Origin of the sequence: Paenibacillus sp. MAEPY2 (genome assembly GCF_000499205.1) — a bacterium.
In the GTDB taxonomy this organism is placed as follows: domain Bacteria; phylum Bacillota; class Bacilli; order Paenibacillales; family Paenibacillaceae; genus Paenibacillus; species Paenibacillus vandeheii.
Map to the genome: position 1 here is coordinate 17,044 of NZ_AWUK01000049.1, position 24,538 is coordinate 41,581.

At 40.6% G+C, this 24,538-nt stretch carries 32 protein-coding genes; 29 read left to right on the forward strand and 3 right to left on the reverse strand.

Annotation, left to right across the window (positions count from 1 at the left end):
- The 23 genes from P364_RS36425 (at nucleotide 1) to P364_RS0131215 (ending at nucleotide 17,339) form a co-directional block, all read left to right on the forward strand.
- The gene (locus P364_RS36425; RefSeq protein WP_024633908.1) at nucleotides 1-1,788 is read left to right on the forward strand and encodes a glucosaminidase domain-containing protein; all 1,788 of its coding nucleotides are present in this window, start codon (nucleotides 1-3) and stop codon (nucleotides 1,786-1,788) included.
- The gene (locus tag P364_RS0131095; RefSeq protein WP_024633909.1) at nucleotides 1,788-2,201 is read left to right on the forward strand and encodes a hypothetical protein; all 414 of its coding nucleotides are present in this window, start codon (nucleotides 1,788-1,790) and stop codon (nucleotides 2,199-2,201) included. Before P364_RS36425 ends, P364_RS0131095 begins: the two co-directional genes overlap by 1 nt.
- Nucleotides 2,202-2,591: 390 nt before the next feature.
- A complete protein-coding gene (locus P364_RS0131100; protein ID WP_024633910.1) occupies nucleotides 2,592-3,206 on the forward strand; it encodes an SH3 domain-containing protein in 615 nt (204 codons plus the stop codon).
- 44 nt (nucleotides 3,207-3,250) lie between these two features.
- Entirely contained in the window at nucleotides 3,251-3,991 is a 741-nt protein-coding gene (locus P364_RS0131105; RefSeq protein WP_024633911.1) for a hypothetical protein, read from the forward strand.
- Between the two features lie 269 nt (nucleotides 3,992-4,260).
- A complete protein-coding gene (locus P364_RS0131110; RefSeq protein WP_029881442.1) occupies nucleotides 4,261-5,502 on the forward strand; it encodes a DNA polymerase IV in 1,242 nt (413 codons plus the stop codon).
- On the forward strand, nucleotides 5,499-5,864 hold the full coding sequence (locus P364_RS0131115; protein WP_024633913.1) for a YolD-like family protein: 366 nt from the start codon (nucleotides 5,499-5,501) through the stop codon (nucleotides 5,862-5,864). The genes P364_RS0131110 and P364_RS0131115 overlap by 4 nt, the downstream gene beginning before the upstream one ends.
- Nucleotides 5,848-6,213: a hypothetical protein gene (locus P364_RS0131120; protein WP_024633914.1), complete on the forward strand. Its 366-nt coding sequence runs from the start codon at nucleotides 5,848-5,850 to the stop codon at nucleotides 6,211-6,213. The genes P364_RS0131115 and P364_RS0131120 overlap by 17 nt, the downstream gene beginning before the upstream one ends.
- Nucleotides 6,214-6,533: 320 nt before the next feature.
- On the forward strand, nucleotides 6,534-6,911 hold the full coding sequence (locus tag P364_RS0131125; RefSeq protein WP_024633915.1) for a DUF4258 domain-containing protein: 378 nt from the start codon (nucleotides 6,534-6,536) through the stop codon (nucleotides 6,909-6,911).
- A gap of 170 nt (nucleotides 6,912-7,081) precedes the next feature.
- On the forward strand, nucleotides 7,082-7,357 hold the full coding sequence (locus P364_RS0131135; protein ID WP_024633916.1) for a hypothetical protein: 276 nt from the start codon (nucleotides 7,082-7,084) through the stop codon (nucleotides 7,355-7,357).
- Between the two features lie 85 nt (nucleotides 7,358-7,442).
- On the forward strand, nucleotides 7,443-7,703 hold the full coding sequence (locus tag P364_RS0131140) for a hypothetical protein (RefSeq protein ID WP_024633917.1): 261 nt from the start codon (nucleotides 7,443-7,445) through the stop codon (nucleotides 7,701-7,703).
- A gap of 28 nt (nucleotides 7,704-7,731) precedes the next feature.
- Nucleotides 7,732-8,070: a hypothetical protein gene (locus P364_RS0131145; RefSeq protein ID WP_024633918.1), complete on the forward strand. Its 339-nt coding sequence runs from the start codon at nucleotides 7,732-7,734 to the stop codon at nucleotides 8,068-8,070.
- A gap of 5 nt (nucleotides 8,071-8,075) precedes the next feature.
- Nucleotides 8,076-8,636 carry a hypothetical protein gene (locus P364_RS0131150; protein WP_024633919.1) on the forward strand — a complete coding sequence of 187 codons (561 nt, stop codon included), beginning with the start codon at nucleotides 8,076-8,078 and terminating at the stop codon, nucleotides 8,634-8,636.
- A gap of 34 nt (nucleotides 8,637-8,670) precedes the next feature.
- Nucleotides 8,671-8,922, forward strand: a complete 252-nt coding sequence (locus P364_RS0131155) for a hypothetical protein (protein ID WP_024633920.1) — start codon at nucleotides 8,671-8,673, stop codon at nucleotides 8,920-8,922.
- Between the two features lie 47 nt (nucleotides 8,923-8,969).
- The gene (locus P364_RS0131160) at nucleotides 8,970-9,155 is read left to right on the forward strand and encodes a hypothetical protein (protein ID WP_024633921.1); all 186 of its coding nucleotides are present in this window, start codon (nucleotides 8,970-8,972) and stop codon (nucleotides 9,153-9,155) included.
- A gap of 539 nt (nucleotides 9,156-9,694) precedes the next feature.
- On the forward strand, nucleotides 9,695-11,170 hold the full coding sequence (locus P364_RS0131165) for a hypothetical protein (protein ID WP_024633922.1): 1,476 nt from the start codon (nucleotides 9,695-9,697) through the stop codon (nucleotides 11,168-11,170).
- 63 nt (nucleotides 11,171-11,233) lie between these two features.
- A complete protein-coding gene (locus P364_RS0131170; protein ID WP_024633923.1) occupies nucleotides 11,234-11,773 on the forward strand; it encodes a hypothetical protein in 540 nt (179 codons plus the stop codon).
- On the forward strand, nucleotides 11,760-12,236 hold the full coding sequence (locus P364_RS0131175; protein WP_024633924.1) for a hypothetical protein: 477 nt from the start codon (nucleotides 11,760-11,762) through the stop codon (nucleotides 12,234-12,236). Before P364_RS0131170 ends, P364_RS0131175 begins: the two co-directional genes overlap by 14 nt.
- Before the next feature lie 161 nt (nucleotides 12,237-12,397).
- Nucleotides 12,398-12,865: a BC1872 family protein gene (locus P364_RS0131185; RefSeq protein ID WP_024633925.1), complete on the forward strand. Its 468-nt coding sequence runs from the start codon at nucleotides 12,398-12,400 to the stop codon at nucleotides 12,863-12,865.
- A 152-nt stretch (nucleotides 12,866-13,017) separates the two neighbouring features.
- Nucleotides 13,018-14,157 carry a hypothetical protein gene (locus P364_RS0131190; protein WP_024633926.1) on the forward strand — a complete coding sequence of 380 codons (1,140 nt, stop codon included), beginning with the start codon at nucleotides 13,018-13,020 and terminating at the stop codon, nucleotides 14,155-14,157.
- 72 nt (nucleotides 14,158-14,229) lie between these two features.
- A complete protein-coding gene (locus tag P364_RS0131195) occupies nucleotides 14,230-15,231 on the forward strand; it encodes an HNH endonuclease (RefSeq protein ID WP_024633927.1) in 1,002 nt (333 codons plus the stop codon).
- 40 nt (nucleotides 15,232-15,271) lie between these two features.
- Nucleotides 15,272-16,090 carry a type II toxin-antitoxin system SpoIISA family toxin gene (locus P364_RS0131200; protein WP_024633928.1) on the forward strand — a complete coding sequence of 273 codons (819 nt, stop codon included), beginning with the start codon at nucleotides 15,272-15,274 and terminating at the stop codon, nucleotides 16,088-16,090.
- 310 nt (nucleotides 16,091-16,400) lie between these two features.
- Nucleotides 16,401-16,532: a hypothetical protein gene (locus tag P364_RS38545; RefSeq protein WP_256984597.1), complete on the forward strand. Its 132-nt coding sequence runs from the start codon at nucleotides 16,401-16,403 to the stop codon at nucleotides 16,530-16,532.
- Nucleotides 16,533-16,661: 129 nt separating this feature from the next.
- Nucleotides 16,662-17,339 carry a hypothetical protein gene (locus tag P364_RS0131215; RefSeq protein ID WP_024633929.1) on the forward strand — a complete coding sequence of 226 codons (678 nt, stop codon included), beginning with the start codon at nucleotides 16,662-16,664 and terminating at the stop codon, nucleotides 17,337-17,339.
- A 135-nt stretch (nucleotides 17,340-17,474) separates the two neighbouring features.
- On the opposite strand, the gene P364_RS0131220 is transcribed toward P364_RS0131215, so the two are convergent.
- Complete coding sequence (locus tag P364_RS0131220) at nucleotides 17,475-18,590, reverse strand: hypothetical protein (protein WP_024633930.1); 1,116 nt, start codon at nucleotides 18,588-18,590, stop codon at nucleotides 17,475-17,477.
- A gap of 131 nt (nucleotides 18,591-18,721) precedes the next feature.
- Between P364_RS0131220 and P364_RS0131225 the strand changes: the two genes are divergently transcribed.
- The 6 genes from P364_RS0131225 to P364_RS0131250 all read left to right on the forward strand — a co-directional run bounded on the left by P364_RS0131225 (nucleotide 18,722) and on the right by P364_RS0131250 (nucleotide 23,059).
- Complete coding sequence (locus P364_RS0131225; RefSeq protein ID WP_024633931.1) at nucleotides 18,722-18,940, forward strand: hypothetical protein; 219 nt, start codon at nucleotides 18,722-18,724, stop codon at nucleotides 18,938-18,940.
- A gap of 80 nt (nucleotides 18,941-19,020) precedes the next feature.
- Complete coding sequence (locus P364_RS0131230) at nucleotides 19,021-20,127, forward strand: AlbA family DNA-binding domain-containing protein (protein WP_024633932.1); 1,107 nt, start codon at nucleotides 19,021-19,023, stop codon at nucleotides 20,125-20,127.
- Nucleotides 20,128-20,387: 260 nt separating this feature from the next.
- Complete coding sequence (locus P364_RS0131235) at nucleotides 20,388-21,275, forward strand: DUF6884 domain-containing protein (protein ID WP_024633933.1); 888 nt, start codon at nucleotides 20,388-20,390, stop codon at nucleotides 21,273-21,275.
- A 236-nt stretch (nucleotides 21,276-21,511) separates the two neighbouring features.
- On the forward strand, nucleotides 21,512-22,342 hold the full coding sequence (locus tag P364_RS0131240) for a DNA adenine methylase (protein ID WP_024633934.1): 831 nt from the start codon (nucleotides 21,512-21,514) through the stop codon (nucleotides 22,340-22,342).
- Nucleotides 22,343-22,369: 27 nt separating this feature from the next.
- Nucleotides 22,370-22,705, forward strand: coding sequence for a hypothetical protein (locus P364_RS0131245; protein WP_024633935.1), 336 nt, complete (start codon nucleotides 22,370-22,372; stop codon nucleotides 22,703-22,705).
- Between the two features lie 60 nt (nucleotides 22,706-22,765).
- Nucleotides 22,766-23,059: a hypothetical protein gene (locus P364_RS0131250; protein ID WP_024633936.1), complete on the forward strand. Its 294-nt coding sequence runs from the start codon at nucleotides 22,766-22,768 to the stop codon at nucleotides 23,057-23,059.
- Between the two features lie 85 nt (nucleotides 23,060-23,144).
- Here the strand turns inward: P364_RS0131250 and P364_RS35775 are convergent, their stop codons facing one another.
- Together P364_RS35775 and P364_RS0131260 are read right to left on the reverse strand one after the other, a co-directional pair.
- The gene (locus P364_RS35775) at nucleotides 23,145-23,666 is read right to left on the reverse strand and encodes a globin domain-containing protein (protein ID WP_052016837.1); all 522 of its coding nucleotides are present in this window, start codon (nucleotides 23,664-23,666) and stop codon (nucleotides 23,145-23,147) included.
- A 189-nt stretch (nucleotides 23,667-23,855) separates the two neighbouring features.
- Nucleotides 23,856-24,182 (reverse strand): hypothetical protein, encoded by a 327-nt coding sequence (locus tag P364_RS0131260; RefSeq protein WP_152532774.1) that lies wholly within the window; start codon nucleotides 24,180-24,182, stop codon nucleotides 23,856-23,858.
- Nucleotides 24,183-24,538: the final 356 nt, after the last annotated feature.

Genomic DNA, 24,538 nt, shown 5'->3' on the forward strand with positions numbered 1-24,538 from the left:
GTGATCACACTGTTACCCAGTACTGGTAATACAGCGGACATGCTCAAAGAGCACTTGAAGCGAAAGGTTAAGCAGAAAGTTCAGAAAAAAGTGAAGGATTTGGTAACTAAGGGGATACTCAAGTCCCCCGTCTTTTGGATTGTCAGCCTTTGTTTAATCGGTGTATTCGGTATGTTCTACTTGATCGCCGCAGCCGTATCATCTGCCGAAGAAGTAGCGGGGGAGACTCAGATCTTTGAGGGGATCCTCCCCCCAACCATTTATGTCCGTAATTTTGAACAATCCATCACCAGTGACTATGGAACTCGGAAACACCCCGTTACGGGGGAGGCTCAATCCTTTCACAAAGGTATAGATATCGGTATCCCGGAAGGTACCCCGGTCACGAATTCATTTGAAGGGGTAGTTACCAAAGTAAGTTATCCCCGGAGCACTGATCCGGCCAGCACACAGAATGCAGGGATCTACGTTACCGTTCAAAGTACGAATCCTCAAATAGGTATGAGCAGCCGGTATTTGCATTTGAGTGAAGCCCTTGTTACACCAGGACAATATGTGAGTGTAGGAGACGTTATTGGTCTATCAGGAAATACGGGTCGATCCACCGGTCCCCATCTCCATTTCGAGATGATACCTGAAGGACAAGAAGCTATTGATCCTAAACCTTTTGTCATGTTGATGTCAAAACTGACGGAAACCGCAAGTATAGAAGCATTCGATGTGGCCAAGAAAATTAAATGGACGGGCGTGGATGCAGAAGCTGGTGCCTCATTTGAATCGAATAAGATCTTATACATTAATAATGTGTTTATGGAATCTGCAGCTCCAACATTTACAGATCAGGGGACAATCTATATACGGGAACTGGTGAATGGGGGGATCAACACGATTCAAGCCATTCTACCGGATGGCAGTGAAGTATCTGAACCTACCCCAGAAGCCCCTCCCGTTCAGATCCCTTCAGAGATTGGCAATCTCACCAATCCGTTCTTTATTGCTTATGCCTCAGCAGCACAAGAGGAAGAACGTAGAAGTGGTGTACCTGCCAGTATATCACTTGCTCAGGCAGCGTTAGAGTCTGGGTACGGAAAACGGTCCATCTGTAATAATATGTTCGGAATAAAGGCAAATAAGAGCTGGAAGGGGCCTACCTGTACAGCCACCACGCATGAAGAGATTGGCGGAATCAGCGTACAGATTCAAGCGAAGTTCCGCAGCTATAGTAGCCCATTAGCTTCCTTTGCGGACCACTCCGCATTCTTGCTGAAGAACAGCCGATATAAAAAAGCATTGAAGATGGAGAATCCATTCGCTTTTGCCAATGAGTTGCAGCGTGCCGGCTATGCAACGGATAGCCAGTATGCGAATAAACTCAAGTCCATTATGCGTTCTCAGAACCTGGTCGCTCTCGATATGAACCGGGGAATTGATCCAGCAACAGGGCTACCCTTTGAGAATATTGGTTTTGGGGGCTTTGGTGGGGACAATGGAGGTGTATACAATGGCTTGATTGACTCCATAACTATTACGTTTGGTTTAAGGCAATATTACGGAACCCCCTCGACTATGGGGAACTCCAGCAGCCCGTTTAGAGATCCGGATACCGGCAAAACGATTGTCAATTTGGAAAACTATAATCGTGTGGTAAACTTAGGGTATGGGGGAGATCTTAACCCTCCGAGAATCTTTATGAAGGATATTCCAAATGCCGTAACGGTTACGATTGACTCTACTGGGAAGGATGCACTCCTGGTATCCAATATAGATTATATAAAGGGGAAATATTGATGAATGCTCAAATTGCGGAACGCTCTGATTCTTTCTTCATGATGAATTTCGAGATCACCTTTAAAGGGGTACAAGCCTGGTTAGACATGGCCGGACATCCTATGGATGATTCTAAACTATTCCGGTTGCTCTTTTCATCAGATTATCTGCAAGAACAAGCAGAAATACTCCGGATGATTGTTTACCGGTACGAAGATGTTTTCTTCCAGGCTAATCGTACAGCATTAAATGAACAGGAGTCTGACATACGAGCAGATGTACATGAACCAATACATCAACTGCTATTAAAAATGATGAATCAGAGAATCATTGCTGGGGAGGATAATGCACTCTTAGATCTGTACCTCATCCTGCAGAAGGATAAGCAGAGTAGTACGCCACAATATACATCGCTGCACTGTTTCTTTGAGTAGTACGGGAAGCTGTAGCCTATGAAATCTGCATTTGTTTAGTGATAACTAGTAGCCCTTTCGCTTCCCACAAGAAGTCGGAAGGGTTTTTTTACTGTTTCAGGATATTGCGATTGTCCCCCCAATAATAAAATGAACACTCACTACATAGAGGTATGCATGACAGATCCCCAACCTTCTTCAACGTATTTCTCTCTAAGTAATCGATCGTTTTAGAGTCTGTTTAAAGCTTCAACTCTCATTAGGCAATCCGATTCTAAGTTATGATTCACATCTCAATTGAACTTCCCAACTCTTCATACAATTATATATAAATAATTACAAATTGTAACATTTATTTTGGTTGGATATGGTAACATATAATTGTATAAAAATTGGAGGAGGTTATTATTTGTGGTAAAATGGAGTAGCGTTTGTACAAAGTATCTCGTCTTATTCGTTTTCGCAATCGTATCATTTTATGTTCCAACTAGTACCATTGATGCCTTAGCTTCATACGACAAAAAGACTTACGTGTATGATGTGAAATCCTCTGGATTGAACATCCGAAGTGGTGCTGGTACTTCCTATCCAATTATTGGCCAGGTGAGTAAAGGAACAGATCTTGTGAGTTATTGTCCTTCTGGTGCTTGTGGTTCGACAACAGCAGATAGTTTTGAATGGATGCGTAATTATTACCCTGATTCCAGTATTGGATATTACGCTAACGCGGCGTTAGGATGGGCTGCATATTACAATACAACAGGGCCAACAGTTTTCAACTATCATTACACTGCTGTAGCAAAAACGAGTAGATCGACTCAAATGTTCTCATCTGACTGCAGTAATCTGAGCGGGGTTACTAAAGGATTTACTTCGGATTATTATTTACAATCCTTTGATGCTGAACTGATGGCATCTACCTGTAATCCGAATGCGTGGAGAGTACAAGATTTCCAAGGCGGTTCTAATTCATCAGGATATTTTGATAATGGATTTGTAAATGGTTGGAACTTAAAAGCCGAATAATGCGTCATGGATATAAAAGGATAACCAAGAGGAGGACTCAACCTGTGAAGAAAAAGACAATGGTTTCTATACTTACATTACCACTGGTAGCTGTAACAGTAAGTGGCTATATGTACTTAAACAAACCAACTGTAGTCAGCGCTCAAAGTGATGTTGTAAGCGCAGCAAACAAAGCGACTCAAAGCAAAGTGGAATATATTAAAGAAACGCTCGAGGACGGATCTTACATCGTTCGTATCCGTGATCGCGAAAACCTGATTGAAATCACTGAAGAATACCGAGATAATCAGCTTCATAACAAACTCATTATTGAAGACGGCGGGAAAAAAATCACTTCTTATGGGCGTGATTTCGAGACCGGTAAATTGGTTGGGAATACGTGGACCATGCCGGAGAACTTAGCTGCTGAGAATGAAAAATTACTTCAAATCTCCCTACTGGAGAATGCAAAAGAAGAATTACAAAGTCAAGATTGGACAGTACTTGAGAACGCTGGTACACAGTCCCTGTCTGCTGCAGGAAGTAACGAACAGATAGCTGTTTCAGAAGACGACTATCACAAAGAAATTGTGACTATTGATGAAAGTACCGGTCTACCCTCGAAACGAGTAATTTACGTGAAAGACAAAAGCGGTAATGTAGTCGGTAGTTCTACCAAACAAGAGGAGTACAAATATTTGGATTCCATGCCCGTGAAGATCCAAAGCCTTGCTCCGGAAGAATCTGTCGAGATTAAAGAAATCCCTGCCCCTGTCATTGAAGATAAAGTACTTGAAGGGTCCTAAGACTCCTCCGAGAATATCTATGAAAGATAACCAGCTCCGTATTCCTTAGAGCTGGTTCTTTCTTATGTCATTTTCCCTGGGACCATATTCAAAAGATATATAAAAACTCATTTGCTTAAACATTCTATGTGAGTGCATGAGTCATGTATATTGATCCCACTCCCTTAGCCCAATTATCCAATATAAAAATTTACCTCTTGCATAAGGAACGTATGTTCGGTTTATAATATATAGAAACATAAGTTCTTAAATGTACGGGAGTGATATCAATGGTGGCTAAACAGCGAACAATCATGCTTATTGACATGCAAAGCTTCTATGCTTCAGTTGAAAAGGCAAAGATGCCCCAATATAAAAACAAACCCTTAGCCGTAGCTGGTGATCCGGCAAGACGTTCTGGTATTATACTTGCTGCATGTCCACTGGCTAAAGCAAAAGGGGTATCTACAGCTGAACCACTATGGCAGGCATTTCAAAAATGCCCGGAATTGATTGTCGTGCGACCCCATATGCAGGAGTATATCGAGGTTTCAACTCAAATTATGTCCATTATTGAGGAGTTTACTGACCTGGTGGAACCCTACAGCATAGATGAATTATTTACGGACGTGACTGGATCACTGCATCTGTTTGGTAACGACCCCATAGACCTGGCCAAACAAATTCAAGCCAAAATCCTTAATGAGACCGGCGTATATGCCAGAGCAGGTATTTCTACCAACAAAGTGATGAGTAAGCTTTGTTGTGATATGATCGCCAAAAAAATTGATGGTGGCGTATTCTATTTAAGCAAAGAAGAACTACATAAACATATTGGGCATAAACCTATACGTGAAATGTGGGGAATTGGATCGAGGATGGAAAAACATCTTTGGAAAATGGGTATCCGGACAATAGAAGATCTTGCCACTACACCATTATCCAAGCTAAGAAGCAAGTGGGGGGTTAATGGGGAGGTCATTTGGCGGGTAGCCAACGGTTTAGACGAAAGTCCGGTATCTGTCTCAACACATAGCGTCCAAAAGGATATCGGGAATGGCATGACTCTTCCAAGAGATTATAAGGAAGCATGGGAGATTGACGTGGTCATTCAAGATATTTGTACAGAAGTATGCAGAAGAGCTCGCAAAAAAGGGCTGATGGGTAGCGTAGTTGCTGTGAGCTCCACTGGAGCAGACTTCGATCGGCCAACGGGGTTTCACAGACAGATTAAGTTACCTGACCCCACAAACATAACCGTGGATGTGTGTGAGGTTGCTAAGAAGCTATTTCATCATCACTGGGACGGACAGCCCGTTCGTCGTGTCAGCGTATCACTCTCTGACTTATCTAATGCGGACACATACCAGTTATCTTTATTCGACGATCAAGAGCAGAAAAGGGCGATTGATCGAGTTATGGATGACATCAAAGATAGATTTGGCGACATTGCCATACTACGAGCAAGTTCTATTACTGCAGCTGGGCAGGCAATCGATAGATCAAATAAAATTGGAGGCCACTACAAATGAGCAAAAAACTGGTAGCTAACGGATTATGGGAATCTAATCGGATGATGTTGCCGCAGCATAAAGAGCGAATCAATGAACACCTTGCCGAAAAACAATATGTAGATAAACCTCTATTACACGAAGATGAACGAGAGATCATTGGACAGAACTTACGGATGTCTCTTAATTATACGTTGGAGGCTACCCTCGAAGTGTTTAACAAAACTGGCAGTACATTTATACAAGGGATAGTTACGTCTGTAAGTAACACTGGAAAACGAATTAAGATTGAATTAGAACAGGGTTATGATTGGATAGATTTTGATAAGCTGCTTTCCGTTCGACTTAATGAAGGAGGGCCTGACTTTGAAACAGACTTCTGAAGAATTAGCTTTAGTAAAGAGACACGTAGAAATCCCCTTCTTAATGGATACGATCGAGGAGGATAAAAAAAGAATATCCTCTTCAACGTTAAAAATGAAGGCAGCTTATGTGGATCATCTGTCCACGATTCAGAGAAGGATCACTGTCGAAATGGTTGATCTGAAGAAAACGCTCAAGCAAAATGATATTAAAATAATCCAGCAGTACAGATCTACGGAAAGTTTAACTATAGATTATTCCACTCGCGGATATGAACATAAAATGACACTAATATGGAGCAAAGTGATGGTGGATATCACATTGATTCTTACAGAGTACATGCATGTAGACATCACAGCTTCACGTTAGAGTGGAGTCCATCCACACTTTAGATTTAAATTTCAACAACGTTCAACTGTTAGCTAGGCCCTATGACTGCTCCCCTCCGCGAAATGCTATAGCCTTCCTATTGTCCATCTTCCCTAATTAGGTTATAATCACCATATTACGAATAACTATTAATTTTCTCGGCTGATATAATTCAGCTGTAGATGGAGCAGTTGTCAATCAGACAACGTATAAGATTGCCTTGAGGTAAATTAGTGTATGGCCTATTTGGTCATGCCTATTTTAACTTTCAGGGCTTTTTTTGTGTCTAAAAACAAATGACATTAAAGGGGGCTATAGAGATGGACCACATGCAAAATTATTGGTTAGATGAAATGGAACGCATATTAAAAGGTGTTAATAAACAGGATGGGTACATCACTACAATTTCCCCCCACTATATCAATGATCGTCTGCACAATGCGAATTATCCTGATCGTGTATTCGATGAACTTGATATCGTCTGGGCTATCGCTCATGGACAAATTGTCGAAGGGTTTGATAGTGGAGATAAGGGACGGAATCCTGAGCCTGAACGCACTATTGTTGGGCCAGCTATGTCTGGTGACTGGATTGTAGCAATTGTTCTCCTGAAGACAGATAAGCGATTTATCGTAAAGACTGTTTTTCCGGTGAATAACAATCCCAGATACACGAAGTACATACCTAATAATGGATAACGGGATGTGAGGATATGCCTACAAAAGATCGCCAGCAAGCACTCATGCTGCTAGCTTATATCATCGGGATCATCCTGGTGATCGATCATTTGGTTTTTGGCTAAAACGGACGGAATCTTTTGGTGATTTTCTAAACTCATGATAAAATAAGGTCATAGGAGGGATGCTGAATGAGCTCTCAATGTGACCGGTGTAAAAAGGAGATTATAGAAATGACGACTTCAAATCAACGGCGTTTTGACGGGGGTACTTTGATTGTTACGGATATCCCCGTACAGAAATGTGGATGCGAGGAAGAGATTCACCTCGCGGATGGCGCGTTAATGGCAGGCTATGCACGATTGCTGACTTCACACAAGATTGTTGGCAACGTCACCGTCTCATTAATGGATCTAGAAAAGAACTTCTCTATGGAGGACTTCTTTCCGAAAAGCGCCACTTTGTAATTAGTCAATTTTTATAGGATGAAATAGGGATGCTGCTATATGCAGCATCCCTATTTTTGTTCCTAAAAACAGGGAGGAAATAGATATGATCAAAAAAGTTTCGATTCGCCTTTGCCAAAGCTTTATTTTTGGCGGGTTAGCCATTGTCGATGTTGCTGGCGAAGAAATCTGTATTGACTTTGATGTAGCCACAGGTGGTCCTGAATTGATTGTGCTTGTGGGTGGACGTGGAAAAGCAAATAAAGTTGAAGAGTCTGTTGCCGCTCATTTTGAAGAAGAGCTCCTAGAGCTCATTAACAAACATAACGTGCTGCAACGAATCGGCGACTATCTCATTTCCGCATAAAAAGTCAAACAGGGGAGGTTCTATAGATATGGATTCCAAGAAAAAGAAAGTATGTCTTCTCGTGAATCTGGGTGGGTTTGAAAGACGAATGAGCGAAAACCTGCAGATGGCAAAAGCACTTGGTTATACCGTTTATGCCTTAACTGGAGATGGACTTGTTGATGTTGATGTTGTTCCGCTTGTACCAGTCAACGTGATGGAGCTATCAACCGCGGAATTGTTCATTTGGTCTTCATTGATCAACGAACAGTTACAGGACAGTGGCTTTCATCGTGAAGATATGGTTTTATTCGCTGCCGGCCGAAGCTATCGCGGAATACTCCCCGTTGGCACTACCATCGGTCAAGGCTTTCGGATTGGAGCGTGAGCCACATGAATATTCGTTACATCGCCTTCAAATGGCATGTGGATGCCAGGATTGATGCAGTTAAACCTGTAATTGAGCAGCTCACCTTCCGCCCAAAAGGACAGAATAACTGGGTTAGGAAGATTAACGAACATACGTTGGAAATTGAACATCGTGTTCGAATGAGCGATCAGGAACGGTCCTATTTTTGGATACGGTTTTCCCATCCTTCTGGCAATACAGATAAGACCGCACTAACCCGCGCGCTGTCAGAATGTTTTTTCGCAATGAATGGTCATTTCAAAACATATGTAAATTGGCTGCAAGTAGCCTTTGATAGGGATAAGATACGCTCCGTTTTAGGTTATACAGAAAAAACATCAAACATATGGACCAAAACTGTTGATAAGCAACTCGGTTTTACCGTGTATCCCATTCATAATTACTATCTATTTGAAGTCAAAAACCTGGATATTCGGCAAACGATAAAACATCAGCAATACGCCGTATGGATCGATGAAATTACATATAACTTAACGGGGAAAGAGCAGCCAGACGATCAAATAGGATTCGAACTGGTTGGATAGTTATTTAAACAAAAGTTTCGAGGAGGATTCTGTAATGACAACCGAACTATCTGATGCACAACATGGCAACATCCTAACTTATGTAGCGGCATTGCCTGGAGATATTGGCCAAAATATCTTGTTGTGCGTTGAAAAATGGGTGAACGGAGAGCAGGCTTACGGGTACCCCCACCCGGTGCAGGTATGTAGTAATGTTCAAGCCATGCACAGCCGCCAGCCGATTCTAACAGATCAGCAGTGTCTGGATTTACAGATCTTAAAGATGCATTTAGGCCAAGCAGTCTAAACGCTCAATCTGGTGAACATATAAAAATCATTATTGGAGGGTTACAGATGAAAAATGTAGCTGATTATAAAGGAAAATTAATCGTGGCCATCTTTAATTTAACAGGTGATGTTCTTGCAAAAGGTAGGGTCATTGATACGGCTGGTTGTAACATGATTTTTGTTCTACAGGAATCCGGACATGAAGTATCTGTGACCGTTCATGAGAACACTACGATTAAAGTTATCGCTTAAATTCACTATTGAAGCAACACATGCAAGAAGCTGGAGGCAATAGATAATAACATACGTTGAGGAGGGAGTCCCTCTGCCGCAGTTTGGGGCAGAGCCCCTTCTTCGGTATGGGCGTATAACGATGAACATGAATAACATTCAGATGATGAAATTACAGTACCAGGCTGCACGCCGTAAAAAGTTGTTAACCTACACTGTGATCGGGAAGATTCTTTCTCGTAGTTAAGTTCTGAGTTCTGCAAGAAGCTGGAGGCAATAGATAACAACATACATTGAGGAGGGAGTCCCTCTTCCGCAGTTGGGGCAGTGCCCCTTCTCCGGTATGGGCGCATAACGATGAACATGAATAATATTCAGATGATGAAATTACAGTACCAGGCTGCACGCCGTAAGAAGCTGTTAACCTACACTGTCATTGGGAAGATTCTATCCAGAAGTTAGAGGACTGGATTGACTATAGATAACTGAGACATTTAAGAAAGAACCCCTGAACTAATAAGGGGTTCTTTCTATTTTTCTGACAATGAGGAGGTAATACGTTGAAACTGAAAGCGATAGAAATGACCGGCTTTAAAAATTATGCAGAGTACGCTTCTATATCTTTTGGCAGGATTAACCACATTGTTGGTGATCGGGATAGAGGAAAAACCGCGCTCTGTGAAGCTATTGTATGGTCAGTCTTAGGTTGTGATCTTCAAGGCCACACCAAAGGGATCAAAAAATATGTGCAAAGCTGGAACACCAAGTATACCCGAGTCCTCACTGTATGGGAGATTGCAGGTTATGACCAGCCAGTATCCATATGCAGAGAGATAAAGGGGAAAACCGTTCATCTCTCCATAGATGAAGTTGAAGCCACTCAGAAGGACATAGACGCTATTGTGGGCCAAACCGATACATTCCTTTGCATTTTTGTTCCTGGCTATTTTGATTCTCTTACCCAGGTGCGTAAACGGAATGTACTCCTATCCCTCATGCCGAAGATTGAGTATTCAGCAGCAATCGCATGTCTCTCTATCGAGGATCAAGAACGTCTAAAAACGATGACGGATCCTGTGGACCTTCTCAATGAACTTAATGACGAAATGAATGAATGGAACGAATACATCGGAGATATCGAAACCAGAATCCAGAAAATACGTATTGCCAGTAATTTCAATGGTGATGCTGATACAAATTCTGAGATTATTCGAGAACTAGAAGAAAAAACGGCAGAACTGAATGAACTTTCAGCGGTCCAAGGTCCACCTATCCCTGATTATGTTACTGAATGGGAATCGGATCTTATACTACTCGGGAAGCGATATAGAGAAACGCACGATGAATGGCGTGCCATTTATTACGATTGGAAGCCGGAGGATACAGAAGGGAAGAAGAAACGCGCCCTTCTGATACAAGTAAAGAAAACGGAGTGCCAAGCCCTGCTAGATGAGGGTGTGCAAATAAAAGAGAATATTTCTCGTATGTATACACAGCACGAGAAAGAGACAGAGGACTTTAAACAGCAGAAGGAGCAGGAAATGCAGTTTTTGCAATCGGATATTCAGCGTCTGCAGGTCAAACAAACAATGTTGGCCAAAACCAGTGTAGATTCCGAGAAACTGCCACATCTGCAACAGAAGTTGTTGGAAGGACAGAAAGAGCAAAGAGAGATTTCTCTTCATATTCAGGCTGTTCAGCATTTTCTAATGCAATATGCGCAGCTGCAGGTAAGTAAAGCCAACCTGCAGATGACCTCATCTGAAATTTTGCTGGAACGGCGAACTGTGAAGGGCGTAATCCGACTGCAACACAAATTGCTCTATCAAGGAAAAGAGTTTGGTTTCACCAGCTCAGAGCAAGCGCAGGTTTCTCTTGATCTGTCTCGTTTGGAGGAAGAAGTAAACGGCCGTTCAGTTCCCGTTTTTATCGAACACGGAGAACCTGTACAGAATTTTGGAGAAGAACAAGGACAAATCTTTGTGACGTCCGTGATCCCCCAGGCCGAGCTTTCTTATGAAATCATTGTGGCGTGAATAGGATAGGAGACAGTGCTGATCCAGCAACTGTCCCTATTTATTTTAAAGGAGGTAATATAAATGCAAATGTTCATTGTAGGTGTACTGATTAGTCTGTATTTTGTAGTTCTGTTTATTGTAGCGATCATCCTGGGTTCCCTCTTGGTGACAGCTAAAAATAAACTGACGGGGAGATATTTAAACCGGTATTATATTGTCAGTTATAAGGGGAATGGCGTATACGAGCTGCATTTCAATCCTCTTTTTGGTTTCTACTATGCCAAACCAAGCACGTACTTTGAATTGAGACGTGCTGCGGTTAACATTTTTGAATCCAAGTATCCGGACACCAGTCTTTTTGCGATTACATCCACTTTACAAGGTAAGTACGCTAAAGATGGCATAGAAGGTATTGCAGTAGAGGAAAATGCATGGAAACGTTTCGTTGGGAGACAAATCAATTATTTTGTGATTTTGAGAAATCTGGCAAACTATCAGAAACGCCCGGGTACCCATGAGTGGCAATGGATACACTTGATTCGGCGGGTCAGAGAGACACCCCCACGCAAATACTGGATAACAAAGAATCCGGAAGGAACCATCCACCATGAATCCATTTAAATCGTTGGTTAATAGAGTAACCCGTCCGTTGGAAACTCTTTTTGGATTGGTCCCCTGGGTTAACGTCTACACGGTGAGCCGTGCTTATGGTGGAGCAGAAGCTGGCGGGTGGTATTACCGGAAATATAAATGTGAGCAGAGTAAACAAACTTGGCGATGGGCTGCTGATGCACTTCAGTGTCAGTTACAACGGAAATTCGAAGGGTTAGCCTGGGGAATTCTCTCATCTGAAACGGATGGACAAGAGATTATCGTTCTTATTGAACAACGTAAGGCCGGCAAAGAGTATGTATCTCGTCCGCCTTATGACCCCCAGTATATCGTAGAGCAGCCTGATCGAGCGAAGTTGGAGGCGCTGGAGCAACAGAAAGCAGCACAGGAGATGAAGCCTGCACCCAAGGCTTATAGAAAAAAGAGACCTTCTTTCTGGCCCAACTCTTCTTCTCCTAAAACCAAGCTTTAAAACAAACCTCATCCAAACAAATGAAGCGTTGTCTCCGATGCAATGGTACCGGAAAAACTCGCTATAAGCATATTCAAAATGGTGTTTGTTTTATGTGCAAAGGCAGCGGGAAAGTAAGAACGTACCGAAGTAAGGCTTCATAGAAATGGAGGAGCTCTATTATGATTATAGAAAATCACTTTCAGAAGGATTGTTACGAGATTATGCGAGCAGAATACCTTCAAACCCTTACGAAAGATGAGATCCGGCGATCGCGCATTCACTGTGAAAAGCAACTTCAACAGTTCGATAGCATGGATATGGAGAAACGAAATGAATATATCGCTCTGGAAGTAATGAATTGGTCCCGTAATACGGTAGAACCACCATTTTACATTACCCAGAAAGATTATCTTAAAGTAGATTCCTTTCAACCTGCTCAGGAAATAGGGTCAGCGTTCCTTGTCTTTAATTATGTACTGGTTGAAGATAAAACATCGCTGGTTGCATGCGGGTCCGGTAAGGGCCGATTCTGGGCTGTCTACTATGAAGATACGTTCATTGGTGCTGGAGAAACAGCAGAAATGGCTATTTGTAAGGCATCAATCGTTATCAATGATGCTGTAGTCATGAAGCTAAATACGGTTTGATGTAATATGCCTCTTTCTGCTGCAGGTACTCCATATGGAGTCTGCAACTAAAGAGGTTTTTTCATCTTGTCCGGAAGAAATTCTATAAAGGGGGGAAAGCTCCAATCGTTACATTTCGGCTTTATTGCCGTAATTGTCGCTGGAGCACATATATGAATCCGAAAGATACATTTTATTACCGGAAAGCCAGAGAGAAGGAACGTTCATTTTTCTCTAAAAGAGGGAGAGCCGGTTCTGCTGTCTACACTATCAAGACAGGACGGATCAATACGATTCAAAAAGTGACTGAGAAATATGTCTATATCCGATCAGAGAACGGACGCGCCGACAATCGTATCCCTCGGGAAAGTATCCGTCGAGCACTGGCTCTATTATTTTATAGACGTGTGACTACTCTCAAGGCTCTTATTAAGATTAACGCCTATTCAAGTGCGATGGCAGCCATCATCAAAGCTATAATGGTGGACATATGCAAAGTGGTGAAGACGAAGTCCGGTGCCGTTCGATTAACACTTCGCGGGTTGCGATATATTTTTAGTGGATTAAGTAAATCGAGAAGGGATATAGAAATTGTGAAAGAGTATGGGGGGCGCTTTATTCTGCTCAATTATTTCACGATCCGGAATGACCATACAAACCAATGGAAGCAGACCATTATAGAGTTAGGGTTCGACTATAAGTGCGTCATTATAGACCCTGGGGAGAAGACACTACATGACGCTGCCAAAAAAGGGCTGCCCGTTAAGCCTATCGACATTGATGATTATGCTGCATTTGTCAGGCAGCATAGTGATATCATATACCAGTACCTTACACTGGATATTATCGGCGATTCAGCCGCTACCCAACGTAACACGAATTATCTGGCCCTGAAGGTCGGCCGTAAGCCGGTGCCGGTATATCATATCCAAAGCGATATGGCAGCTCTGCAAGAGTTAGTTGATGAAGAACATGAACTTATTGCAATTGGTGGCAGTGCACTGAGATCCGTGAGCATTCAGCGGAGAGAAAGAGCGTTTGACGAGATATTTAGAAAGTATGGAGACTCTGTTAATTTCCATGCTTTAGGCCTTGGATCATTGAACTTGCTGCTCAAGTATAGTTGGTTCTCTGCTGATGCCAGCTCCTGGCTTAATGCACGTATATTCGGGAAGTTACAGACGTTGACTGGACAATCTGTCGTGCCCCCTTATATGTCAAGCGAGGCAGCACTCGGGTTTAATGTAAACCTGCTCGTCTCTCTGGAGGAGAGGTACTATGATCTTCAGACAACGATAGACATGTTTGTATAAAACGAAGAACCTCCTTACGGGGGTTCTTCGTTTTATTACAGTCGTGGGTTATAATTAAATAGAGGTGATTAGATGAAGGATGACGAAGCCACGTTCTATTCCAAGCACTACCGTACAGAATATTTTTTACTTGATCACAAGATGATTCTAGGGGATAAAGATAATCGAGTCTGTCGGTTTTGTGGTTTACCTAGCACACAAGTGAAATTTAAGAAGGACGCACATGCCGTACCTGAGTTATTAGGCAACAAACATGTATTGACCTATTACGAGTGTGATATTTGTAATCAATTCTTTGGTGATAATCTAGAGAACAATCTCGGAAACTACAGTGCTCCATTAAGAACACTCTCACTAATAAGAGGAAAAAAAGGAATTCCTGCATATAACAAAAAAGGTATCGATATAAGAGCAAAAGAGCTCATGGTACAAATTAAAGTTGATCCAGATTCCTCGCTTATTGAATACGATGAAGATGCTGGAAAGATCACACCAACCTTAGTAAAAGAACCTTACATACCTATGGCTGTCTATAAAGCATATGTAAAAATGGCCCTCACAATGATGAATGAATCTGACTTCAAAGATTTCCCCATGACGTTAGTGTGGATTAAAGAGACTAACCATGTGTTGAAGCGGCCCAAGGTAAAGTTGTATGCCTATACTAAATTCGTTGAAGGACTACATGTATTTCCCTCGCCTGAAGTCTACTTACTATTTAGACGTTCAGATGCCCCATCTTTTTTACCATATGCTTGGATGGTTCTTTGTACAGGAAACCAAGTGATTCAAATAATGATTCCTTACAGTGATAAAGATGAGGGATTCAAAAACTACCTGGAACAAGAAAATACCTGGAGGTTTATTCCTCATCCAGAATTACTCAGAGAAGGTGCTTCAGACAGATTAGACTGGTCTGGAACGGAGAAGATTTATAACGAGCCTTTGCAGCTTACCCTTGTTTCACGGCCAGGTCAGATAACAGAAGAAGAGGGGTATGATTTTAGTGAATTACTGCTAGAACAAGGATTTGAAGAAGACTTTAAGAAGTTCATGGCCAATAGGGAAACTTAACCCCCTAGAATCCTTATATCTTTCTATTTGGAGGAACCTCATGTTTTATTTCGGATGGATGGCCATTGGATTTATGGCCATAGCGGGACTCGCAACGGCAACACACTGGTACAATCGTGGTTGGTATGAAAGCAATTTGTTGAACATCCGTAAAACGTCCTATGCCATTATGGCACTTATTTATTTCGGGATGATTTTAGCCGGTCACATTCTATTAAATGATTGGGTGCAAGCCGTACAATTCGCCAGTATAGCTATCTTCATTGACCTGGCTATTTTGGAAACGCCAAGTATCCAAAAGATCGGAAATACTGAATTCAAAAAAAATGATCAAATTATCGAAAATACGATACGGGATAACGAACGGATCATTCTCTCTAGTTTTCAGAAAACAGCTCAGTTTACTGCAGTTGTTCAATACTCACAACATCATCTAAGCGAGCTCACAGATGAGCAAAAGGATCAGTTGCCAGAGTGGGATTTGTACTCGTCTATGTTAAAAGAATATCTTCGATACTACACGGATACTTTCGGCTTACGGATCTCAACTACATCGATTCAATTCGATAGCGACCCAGAAGTACGCATGACAAAGATAAGGAACTCTCTCTCTCAGATTGAAAGAAGCAACAGTATCCTGATCCCTGAAGAGAACAAAGAGGAAATGAGTAAAGAATTAGCAGAAGCAGCAGTTTACGTGGTAGAGGAAGGAAATACGATTTGTGTACCTTTCTTCGGATCTACCAATAGTTTCATTATCACTATCCAAGCAGCGGAATCTGGAGCCATATTGAATGGGATTGATGCTAATAATATTGTTAATCTAGTCCAGATATTTGATTGGTTCATAGATGGGTAGTGTGGTATATTAAGTATACGAGGTGATATTTATGACACTTTTTAAACAGTCTAAAAAAATTGATGCAACCCCGGATAAGGTTGTTGTTCGGAGACCTAAGACCACGATTGAGAAGAATATGGGCCTAGAAAAAATTTTGAAAGCAAACGATAACGTGTTGAATATCCTTAAAAATAGATAATTACTTTTATGTGCTCTAAGATGCTCTATGAAATTTCATAGAGCATCTTTTTTATTTCTTCTTCTGATAGTTTAAAAGTCTACTATTATGCCAACCCTTGTTAACAAAACGATAGGGGAGATGGCTTACGTGAGAAAAAAACCAATTATAAACCCTGCAGCTAATAATAAACCTAACACCACAGTACCCGACTGGGGGATAAAAAAAATATTGGACCAGAACAAAAAAGCGTTGGATATCTTAGAAAAAAGAAAAGAATAGTAAAAATCCATTCTTTATGTATCAGTAAGAAAAGTAGATTACCGCTGGTCAGATAATTAGTTTCAAAATATATGTATTTAATTGTTATAAATGGATATAAATTTAATAATACAGAAAGGAAGATGTAAAATGTCGGTAATAAAAAATTATAGTTCTCTCGTTTTTGCCAATCTTCATGAATTTGAAATTGCAAAAAAAAAGGTGACAAAAAATGAAAAACACTTGGATCAGTTAGGCGGGCTAATTAAAAAATATAAACTAGAAAATCTTGTTGGGATAACGCTGCTTCATAAACACTTTAATTTGTATGAGGGAGAGAAATTGGTTCGTAAATATAGTGCAAGTGAATTTAAGATCGGGCCATTTACTACTGACGATACAAATATTATACCTTATGCCTTTGCTTATTCAAAAACTGCTATAGATTCAGAACTTGAGCTTTATCCAATTGAATTTATCGTCGCTGACGGGGAAGCTGAACTATACAAAAATCACTACAAAGAACTTTTAAACCAAGAGGAGTTCATTGTTGAATTTAAGAACTACCTTCAATTAAATGAAATTAATGAAGTCTTTGGTTTAGCCTTTCTTCCATACCATCTGATTAAATTAAAACCTGGTGAAATTTTGTTAGAGAGGGATGACAAGACCGAGCTAGAATCTGATGACAAGAAAGAAATTCGGTGGTTATCAATAAAAGCAATAAAAGAAAGTGAAATGATTGGAAACAATAGATCAAAAACCTATTGGGATCTGATGCATAACGGTGGTGGTCATACTGAATGTATGCATCATTGTGATCATTGACTAACGCATGAGGATGACCGCACATCACATATATTATGGGCTCACTCCTCTTTTGAGAATTTTTAAGTAGTATTTTCAAAACTAAGAACCATTCTGATCACTCCTCAGAATGGTTCTTTGTTTCTGTATTGTATATTAATTGTTTACCAAGCTATGTGTGGATTGAAAATCCGAAAGTGCAATCTCATTTCTGCTTTGTACTTTTTGAGCATTGGCATCACCACTGTGATCAAGGTAACCATTCAGCTCAATATTTTCAACGAAAAATTTCTTGGCCCAGTTAGCAAAATGAGAAGGGTCATGCTTTAACGAAATCGCGTTGGCTCCAACATACATTAGTGTAGCTTGATGTTTCCGGTTAAATATCTGTTTGATAAGCTTAGGATCTTCAAAATGATGAAATACTTCCTCTAGGTAATCCGCAACTTGGTCAACAACGTATACAGTCTCCGCTGAAAAGCGATTTCTTTCCAACATTTCTTTGATCACATTTGCTTTGAGTTTTGTATCATTTCCAGTTTCAATTAACGCAAAGCCCTGCAGTAGTGGTTCCATATGCTTTGCACGGTTAGCCGTTTTTTCATGATATCCTACTTTAGCAAACTCCATGGAGAGCATTTTGTTCACCGTAACCTGCATTACTGTTGACATCTGAGACTTCATAAGCTCTGCGTTAGTATGAGGCTCGTAGTTATTCCATCTGTAGGACATTTCATTCTTCATCTCATCGTCCATTTCATAAACGTGGACCTGGAAAGGATAGCTCATAATGGTGTTACGAAATACTTTTGGTAGGTCTTTGAAGTAACACGCGGAGATATCAATCAGTAATTTCTCATCATCCTTGTAGCCAAAAATATATGTTTCATCTCCCGTTGCCCAAAGATTTTTCACAAAATCCTTTAGCATGTTCAACCGATTTCCTCCATCAATCACATTTCGAATTCTCTTTTTGCTAATTGATTTACGCTGTGCCTTTACTGGTCCAAGCTCGATGTTCATTAAGATTGAAGCAATACCTTCTGATTTTTTACGTAGAGTCCAGGCTTCTGCAGAACGTTGAGCCGGATCATCAAACCTAAAAACGGAAGGACGTTCCATGAAAGTTGCTAGTGTCCAATCTTCTTTTGAGAACTCTACGCCGAATTGCCAGCCTTCTACTTCATAATCCATATCTTCATCCGTAGTTTGGCCAATAAATTCCTCGAGACTAATGACATTCAGACTTGGATATCTCTCACGATTGATCATGTTTTCACTCCTTGATATGTACAAGAACTAGTTAATTTCTCTCATTTCATCATGCACTAATTATACACCAAATAAGTGTATACATCAATTAATTAATATATTAATATGAATATGACGAGAGGGGATTGCGCATGAAAAACGACACTGGTCCAGGCAGAAGAACCACCATGATCATACCCGATTTTATTGATAAGTCTGTTCAATTGTTTAAAGAACGGAGTGGATCTCCATCTTGGAATGCAGCATTATGGGAGATTGTAAGAGAGGGGCTAATTGTTAAGTTTGAGAAACAAGAGCAATTAGAAAGAAATTTGTCCGAATATGAGAACTCCATAAGAAAAGACAGTTAGAATGGCTGTCTGCCAACATGTTAAATTGAAAGATTGCAAATTTTTTATAATCAAACACTTACTTTAAGGGAGGAAATGTAATGACTACTTTTACGAAAAAATTCGATCTTATTGAGTTAAATGATATTGAAGCTCTAATTACTAATAAGGTAAAAGAAGGGGGAACTATCGAATACAAATCCCGGATGATTCGACCTGAGCAATTTTGTGCAGCAATTTCTTCTTTTGCAAATGCGTTCGGAGGAGATTTTTACTTAGGGATCGAAGAGGCGGAAGGAGATCCTACTGCTACTCCAGGTATCGAGGTGGACGATATTGATGCATATATGTTAAACCTTAATCAAATTCTACACAATGGTCTTGAGCCACGACTTGCACGATATGATATCAAACCTTTTGAAGTATCCCCCAAACGTTACGTCATTTTAATCCGGGCTTATCGCAGTTGGTCCCGCCCTCACAGGGTAAAACAAAATAATCAATTTTATTCTAGAAAGTCGAATGGGAAGTTCCCTTTAGATGTACACGAACTACGTGAAATGTTCTTAGGAACAACGGAATTTTCCAAGAAGTACGAGCTCTTCAAGGAGGAAAGGCTTTTAAACACATTTAATTCATACAGGGATGTTCCATTCTTCCTTGCTCACTTACTTCCTTTATCTTGCTTCGAAAATCAGTATACTCTGGACGTAAATCTAATTAGCAAAGTAAGTCTGACCCCTATTGCTTCAGCGGGTGGCGACCCTCGAATCAATATACACGGCTTATATTCCGAATCAAATAAGGGCGAAGCACGAATGCAAATCTTCAGAAATGGAGTGATTGAATTGTCGACTGTACGCATGACAGACAATTTAACGATTGCTGCATATGCATTTGAAAGACAGCTCATTCAAGCTCTACATCGACAGCTTTTCAACTATGACATCATGGAGATCAGCGAACCATTTTACCTTATTTGCTCATTCTATGGTGTACAAGATCTTGTTTTTATTTCTAGTCCAGAATCCTTTATGGATACATGGCCTTTGAGTGAAGATAAGATTACTCTACCGGAAGTTCTAATTGATCCAAAAAACTTCTCAACTAGAAGTCCCGAGGAAATCGGGCTTGCCCTCAAGCCTGTATTTGATGGACTATGGAATGCATTTGGGATGGCCGAGGCCCAGTTAAGATTTAAAGGCTAACCATATCATAGATAACTTTTCATGTAATCTAAATCTGATCATTCGAAAAACTTTTCAAATTGCTTTCTGTTTGCTAAAATTAAAATATTACGATTATTTTATTAGTTTTCCTTGCTGCCCCAAACTGAGCATGCAATGATTGAGTCGCTTAACAGCTAAAAGATACTGATTCAAAAAAATGGAGACAGATAGGTATACGGGACCCGTATGCCTTTTTTTGTGTCCATTTTTTTGTGTCAAAAAAAGGAGACGATGTAGACATGAGAAGGATTGCCTTGATTACTGAATCCTCGGCTCGCCCGGATACGGCTATGCCTGCCCACCGTTTTTACCAAGGGAAGATGAGTCGGTGGATCAATACGGTGATTCAGTATATGGAGACAAGAAGCTTTCCAACAGAAGATATATTCTTCTTAAGCTTCTATAAAAATCGAATCATCCCTTACCAAGAAGTGATTGAACCGTACCCTAAGCAGAAAAATCACCCCAGGGCTAGTGATGCCAATGTGTTCGCAAAGGAAATCTTAGCGCATGTTCATTCCATGGGAGAAGGTGTGTTCGTAGAGATTCACGCAGGTAGAACGTTGGCAGATCCTCTGAGACAGTTGTTAGATGAGAATAATATTCCTTATCGACTGTATGCAGATGGCGTTCCTTTAGGAACAAAGCCTACTTACTATGAAATGCTAATAAGTGATGAGCTGGAGCAAAGGCGATTTAAAGAAGTTCAACGAGAAAAGTGGAATATCTCTTCTTTAATTAGTGAATTGTCTCCTTCGGAAGCCAGCAAAATTATCAACACATACGGCAGTTCAGCTCAGTTGTATGGTGTTGAGCCCAATGTAGAGGAACTGAAGAAGCTTCTAGGAGGACTGCGGCAAAAAAAGAAAGATGAAGCCAGAGCTTATCGAGATTTTGAGTATGCAATGAAAGAGGAAGATCCCAGAGGGGAACTTCAGCATTTTCTTCAGTATCAAGAGACGCTATCTGATCTTCATAAAAACAAACAGTTCGAATTATATAAAAATAAGTATGGAAAGAGCATTGCTAAGTTCACATGTTACTTGATCAAGAAGGGCTATGTCCGATTAATTGAGAACAAAATTAGCGAAGCCTTGTTTCGTACCCAAATCGCACTCATAAAATAAAGGTGGACTATATGAATAATAGGATTATGAAAATACCCCATCCTCTCTACTAACAGGTGTGATGAAGGAATGAACGATTTAGTTCATTTAGAGGTTCATTGTAGCCCCCTTCAGGCGAGCTCCCCATAGAGGGATAAGTAGCACTTACGCGGCCTTCGAGAAAGCGTAAGAGGACAAAGAGAGTCCTGCCTATTTCCGGATCGATAACACATGATACGGAAACGGGAGAGATGGAAATGACAAAATCTTATGTTGATGTAAATAGAATTGATAGTGTTATTCGATGGTTTGGAGGTAAGCACTTTTTATCGCGTGATTTGATTCCTTTAATTCCAGAACATCATTGCTGGGCTGATGTATTTGGTGGGGGTGCCCATATGACTGTTGGGAAAAAAAGAAGCACCGTCGAAGTCTTTAACGATACGGATGAAGAATTGATTAATTTCCTGATGGTACTCCGTACTCATAAAGCAGAACTAATTGAAAACCTTAGCTCACTCCCAACAAGCCGCAGCTTATTTGAACGATGGCAGTATGAGCAGCTACCTACAGACTCATTCGAGCGAGCAGTCCGGTGGTTTTATTTACTCCGGCAATGCATCATTCCAGCTAATGGTATAAAGAGTGGCTGGCGATCTGGAAAGATCAAAAACACAGCAAATGATTATCAAAACGCGGTAAGTAAGTTGCATGAGTTTGAGAAAAGATTCAGCAGAGTCATGATCGAATGTCTGGACTATAAGGAAATTATCAAACGGTATGACTCTGAAAGGACTTTTTTCTTCATCGATCCGCCCTACAAAAACCGGGAGCACTATTATAAGGGAGCTTTTAAAGAACATGTTCAGCTTGCAGATATGTTGAAAAACATTAAGGGAAAGGCCATGGTGACTTATTATGGTGATCCGCTAATATTGGACCTGTATAAGGACTGGCATTGTCTAACCTTTAATTCAAAAGTGGGGACGGTAGCAAAAGCTGAGTTAGGACAAACACGACGGAATGAAACCGAGTATGTCTTCATGAACTATTTACCGGAGCAGAATACTCAAATCCCACTTTTTTAAAATAGAAGTCACAACAGGAGGAACAATATGCCAAAATGTATTTACTGTAGAGAAGAAATGGAACCAATGGAGTATTTAGAAACGGAAAGTGGATTTACTTCTGCAGAGGTGTGTGTAAACGAGAACTGTGTCATACACAACATCGTGAATCTTTATTTCAAAGAGTGGAAGTTAACTAAAGAAGAAATTGAAGTTAGATTAAATAAAATGAATGTCTCCTGGAACTGGATGGGCAAATTTTTCGTTCTTGTCGATCCAATAAACCATTACAATGTACGAGCTAAACTCGTTACATTAAACCTGGAGAACGGGGCCATGCTGCTTGATTCCACAATTAATTACGTTAATATCCCTGTGTTATAAGCAGCTTGTGATTCTATGAGTCACTGGAGTAAATAAAATGAGTTTAGGGAGAGATATACAATGGAAAATATCCTTGAAGTACAAGAATTAGAAAAGGCGATCTCATTAGCATTCGGTGGAAAAACCAGTTTTGATGTTGAAGATTGTCATGCTAGATATTTCAATAATATTGATGTAGATGGCGTCGAGTATGAATATAAGAGCATACATGATGGTTCTACAGAGATAGGTATCCAAGGAGAAATTTGGTACCGTCCAGCTGAGTCTGAAGACTGGTACGATACTGGCTTCGATGAGAAGTATTTGGGGGAACAACTTAGAAAACACATGAGACAGGTTAATAAAGCAGTATAAGTCAAAGTGTAAACCTGTCAGCCAAAAGCATATAAGAAATATATCTTACTAGCGCGTGCCGGTATTCAATCGGTACGTGCTTTTTTCATGAGAATACTCTTATGGCACATACGATGGACAAATAAAAACCTACGATAAAACGCCGATAATCAGACCATCCACCGGCCTGATTCTCCGTTTTCTCATACAGTTCCTTTTCCATCCTTATAAAAATGTCTGCAATATATCCGTATGCTTGCCCCCATGCATCTATAATTTCTTCGGTTGCACTATCACCAAGCACATCTTTCACCGCTTGAAGCAAGGTTTCGCCTACGATTGGATACTCGTCCGCCCGAATACCGATCGCGCGATGCTTCTCGTTGATTCTTCGAATAACTGGGGTAAGTGCCTCAAGATTGGCAATATTTTCTCCTGCAGCATAAACGACATAACCCAATGCCTCCTGTTGAATGCCCCTCTTCTGATTCGTTTGATTAAAGATGCTCATTAACTCAGGTGCACTGCGGAAAAGCAACTCATAAAACCGTTTTCCGATTTGATGACTATGTTCCTTAAGTACGGGTGCTGTCGATTTTATAATTGCTGTTGTTTCGGCATTGAGCATGTAGATTGGCAACTCCCTTATTTATAGTTTTCCCAATGTATTGCTTTGAAGATTCCGCCTTATTCCTCAAATTAAGGTAAACTACCTGCGCAATCTCCAACACTGACAGGAGGAAGAATGCTTGAAGGCTATTCATAGATACTGTCGATTTATTTTTTGTGAGGGAATATATATCCAGAAATGCTCCCCTTAGCTTTCTCTTGTAGGCGTATGCTTAGTGACTTCCCATTGACCATCCTGATAGGTTAAAGTCATTTGTGCAGAGAGCGCCCCCTCATTCGAACGATACTTACTGACCTCGATCGTGATGTTATTCTTTTTATCCGATTGCGCCTGCTTTTCAATTCTTAGTAAAATCCCTTTCAGTCTGGTTTCGTCCTGGTCATCAACCAATTCTTCTTCAAGTAATTGTTCATAGGAGAAATAATAAATCTTCTCGTTATATTTACTTTGAAGATGCTTCTCAATGATTTGCTTATCTGATTCCTTTAATGGAATTCCTTTACCGAAATCCAATGAAATGTACTCCATTTTATTATTGAGAGCTGCATCTGTTGATATTAATTCGTCTAGCGCTATACTATAAGGTTCGCCGAGTTCATTCTGCGAATTAGAGCCAGTAATACCATTAGCGCAAGCTGATGTGAGAAAAGCCACTAAAGCAATGAGTAGAAAATACAACGACTTTACTTTGATGATAATCCCCTCCTTCGTATTCGTTACTTACATTAACGTAATTTCAACCATAAATGTTGTACATATAAAAACAGCCCGCTTAGGACGGGATGCTTCATACACTTTAAGTTAACTATTACTTTCTTCTCCTTCTTATCATTTGAAAAAATATAGTAATTTTTCAAACAGGCTTACCT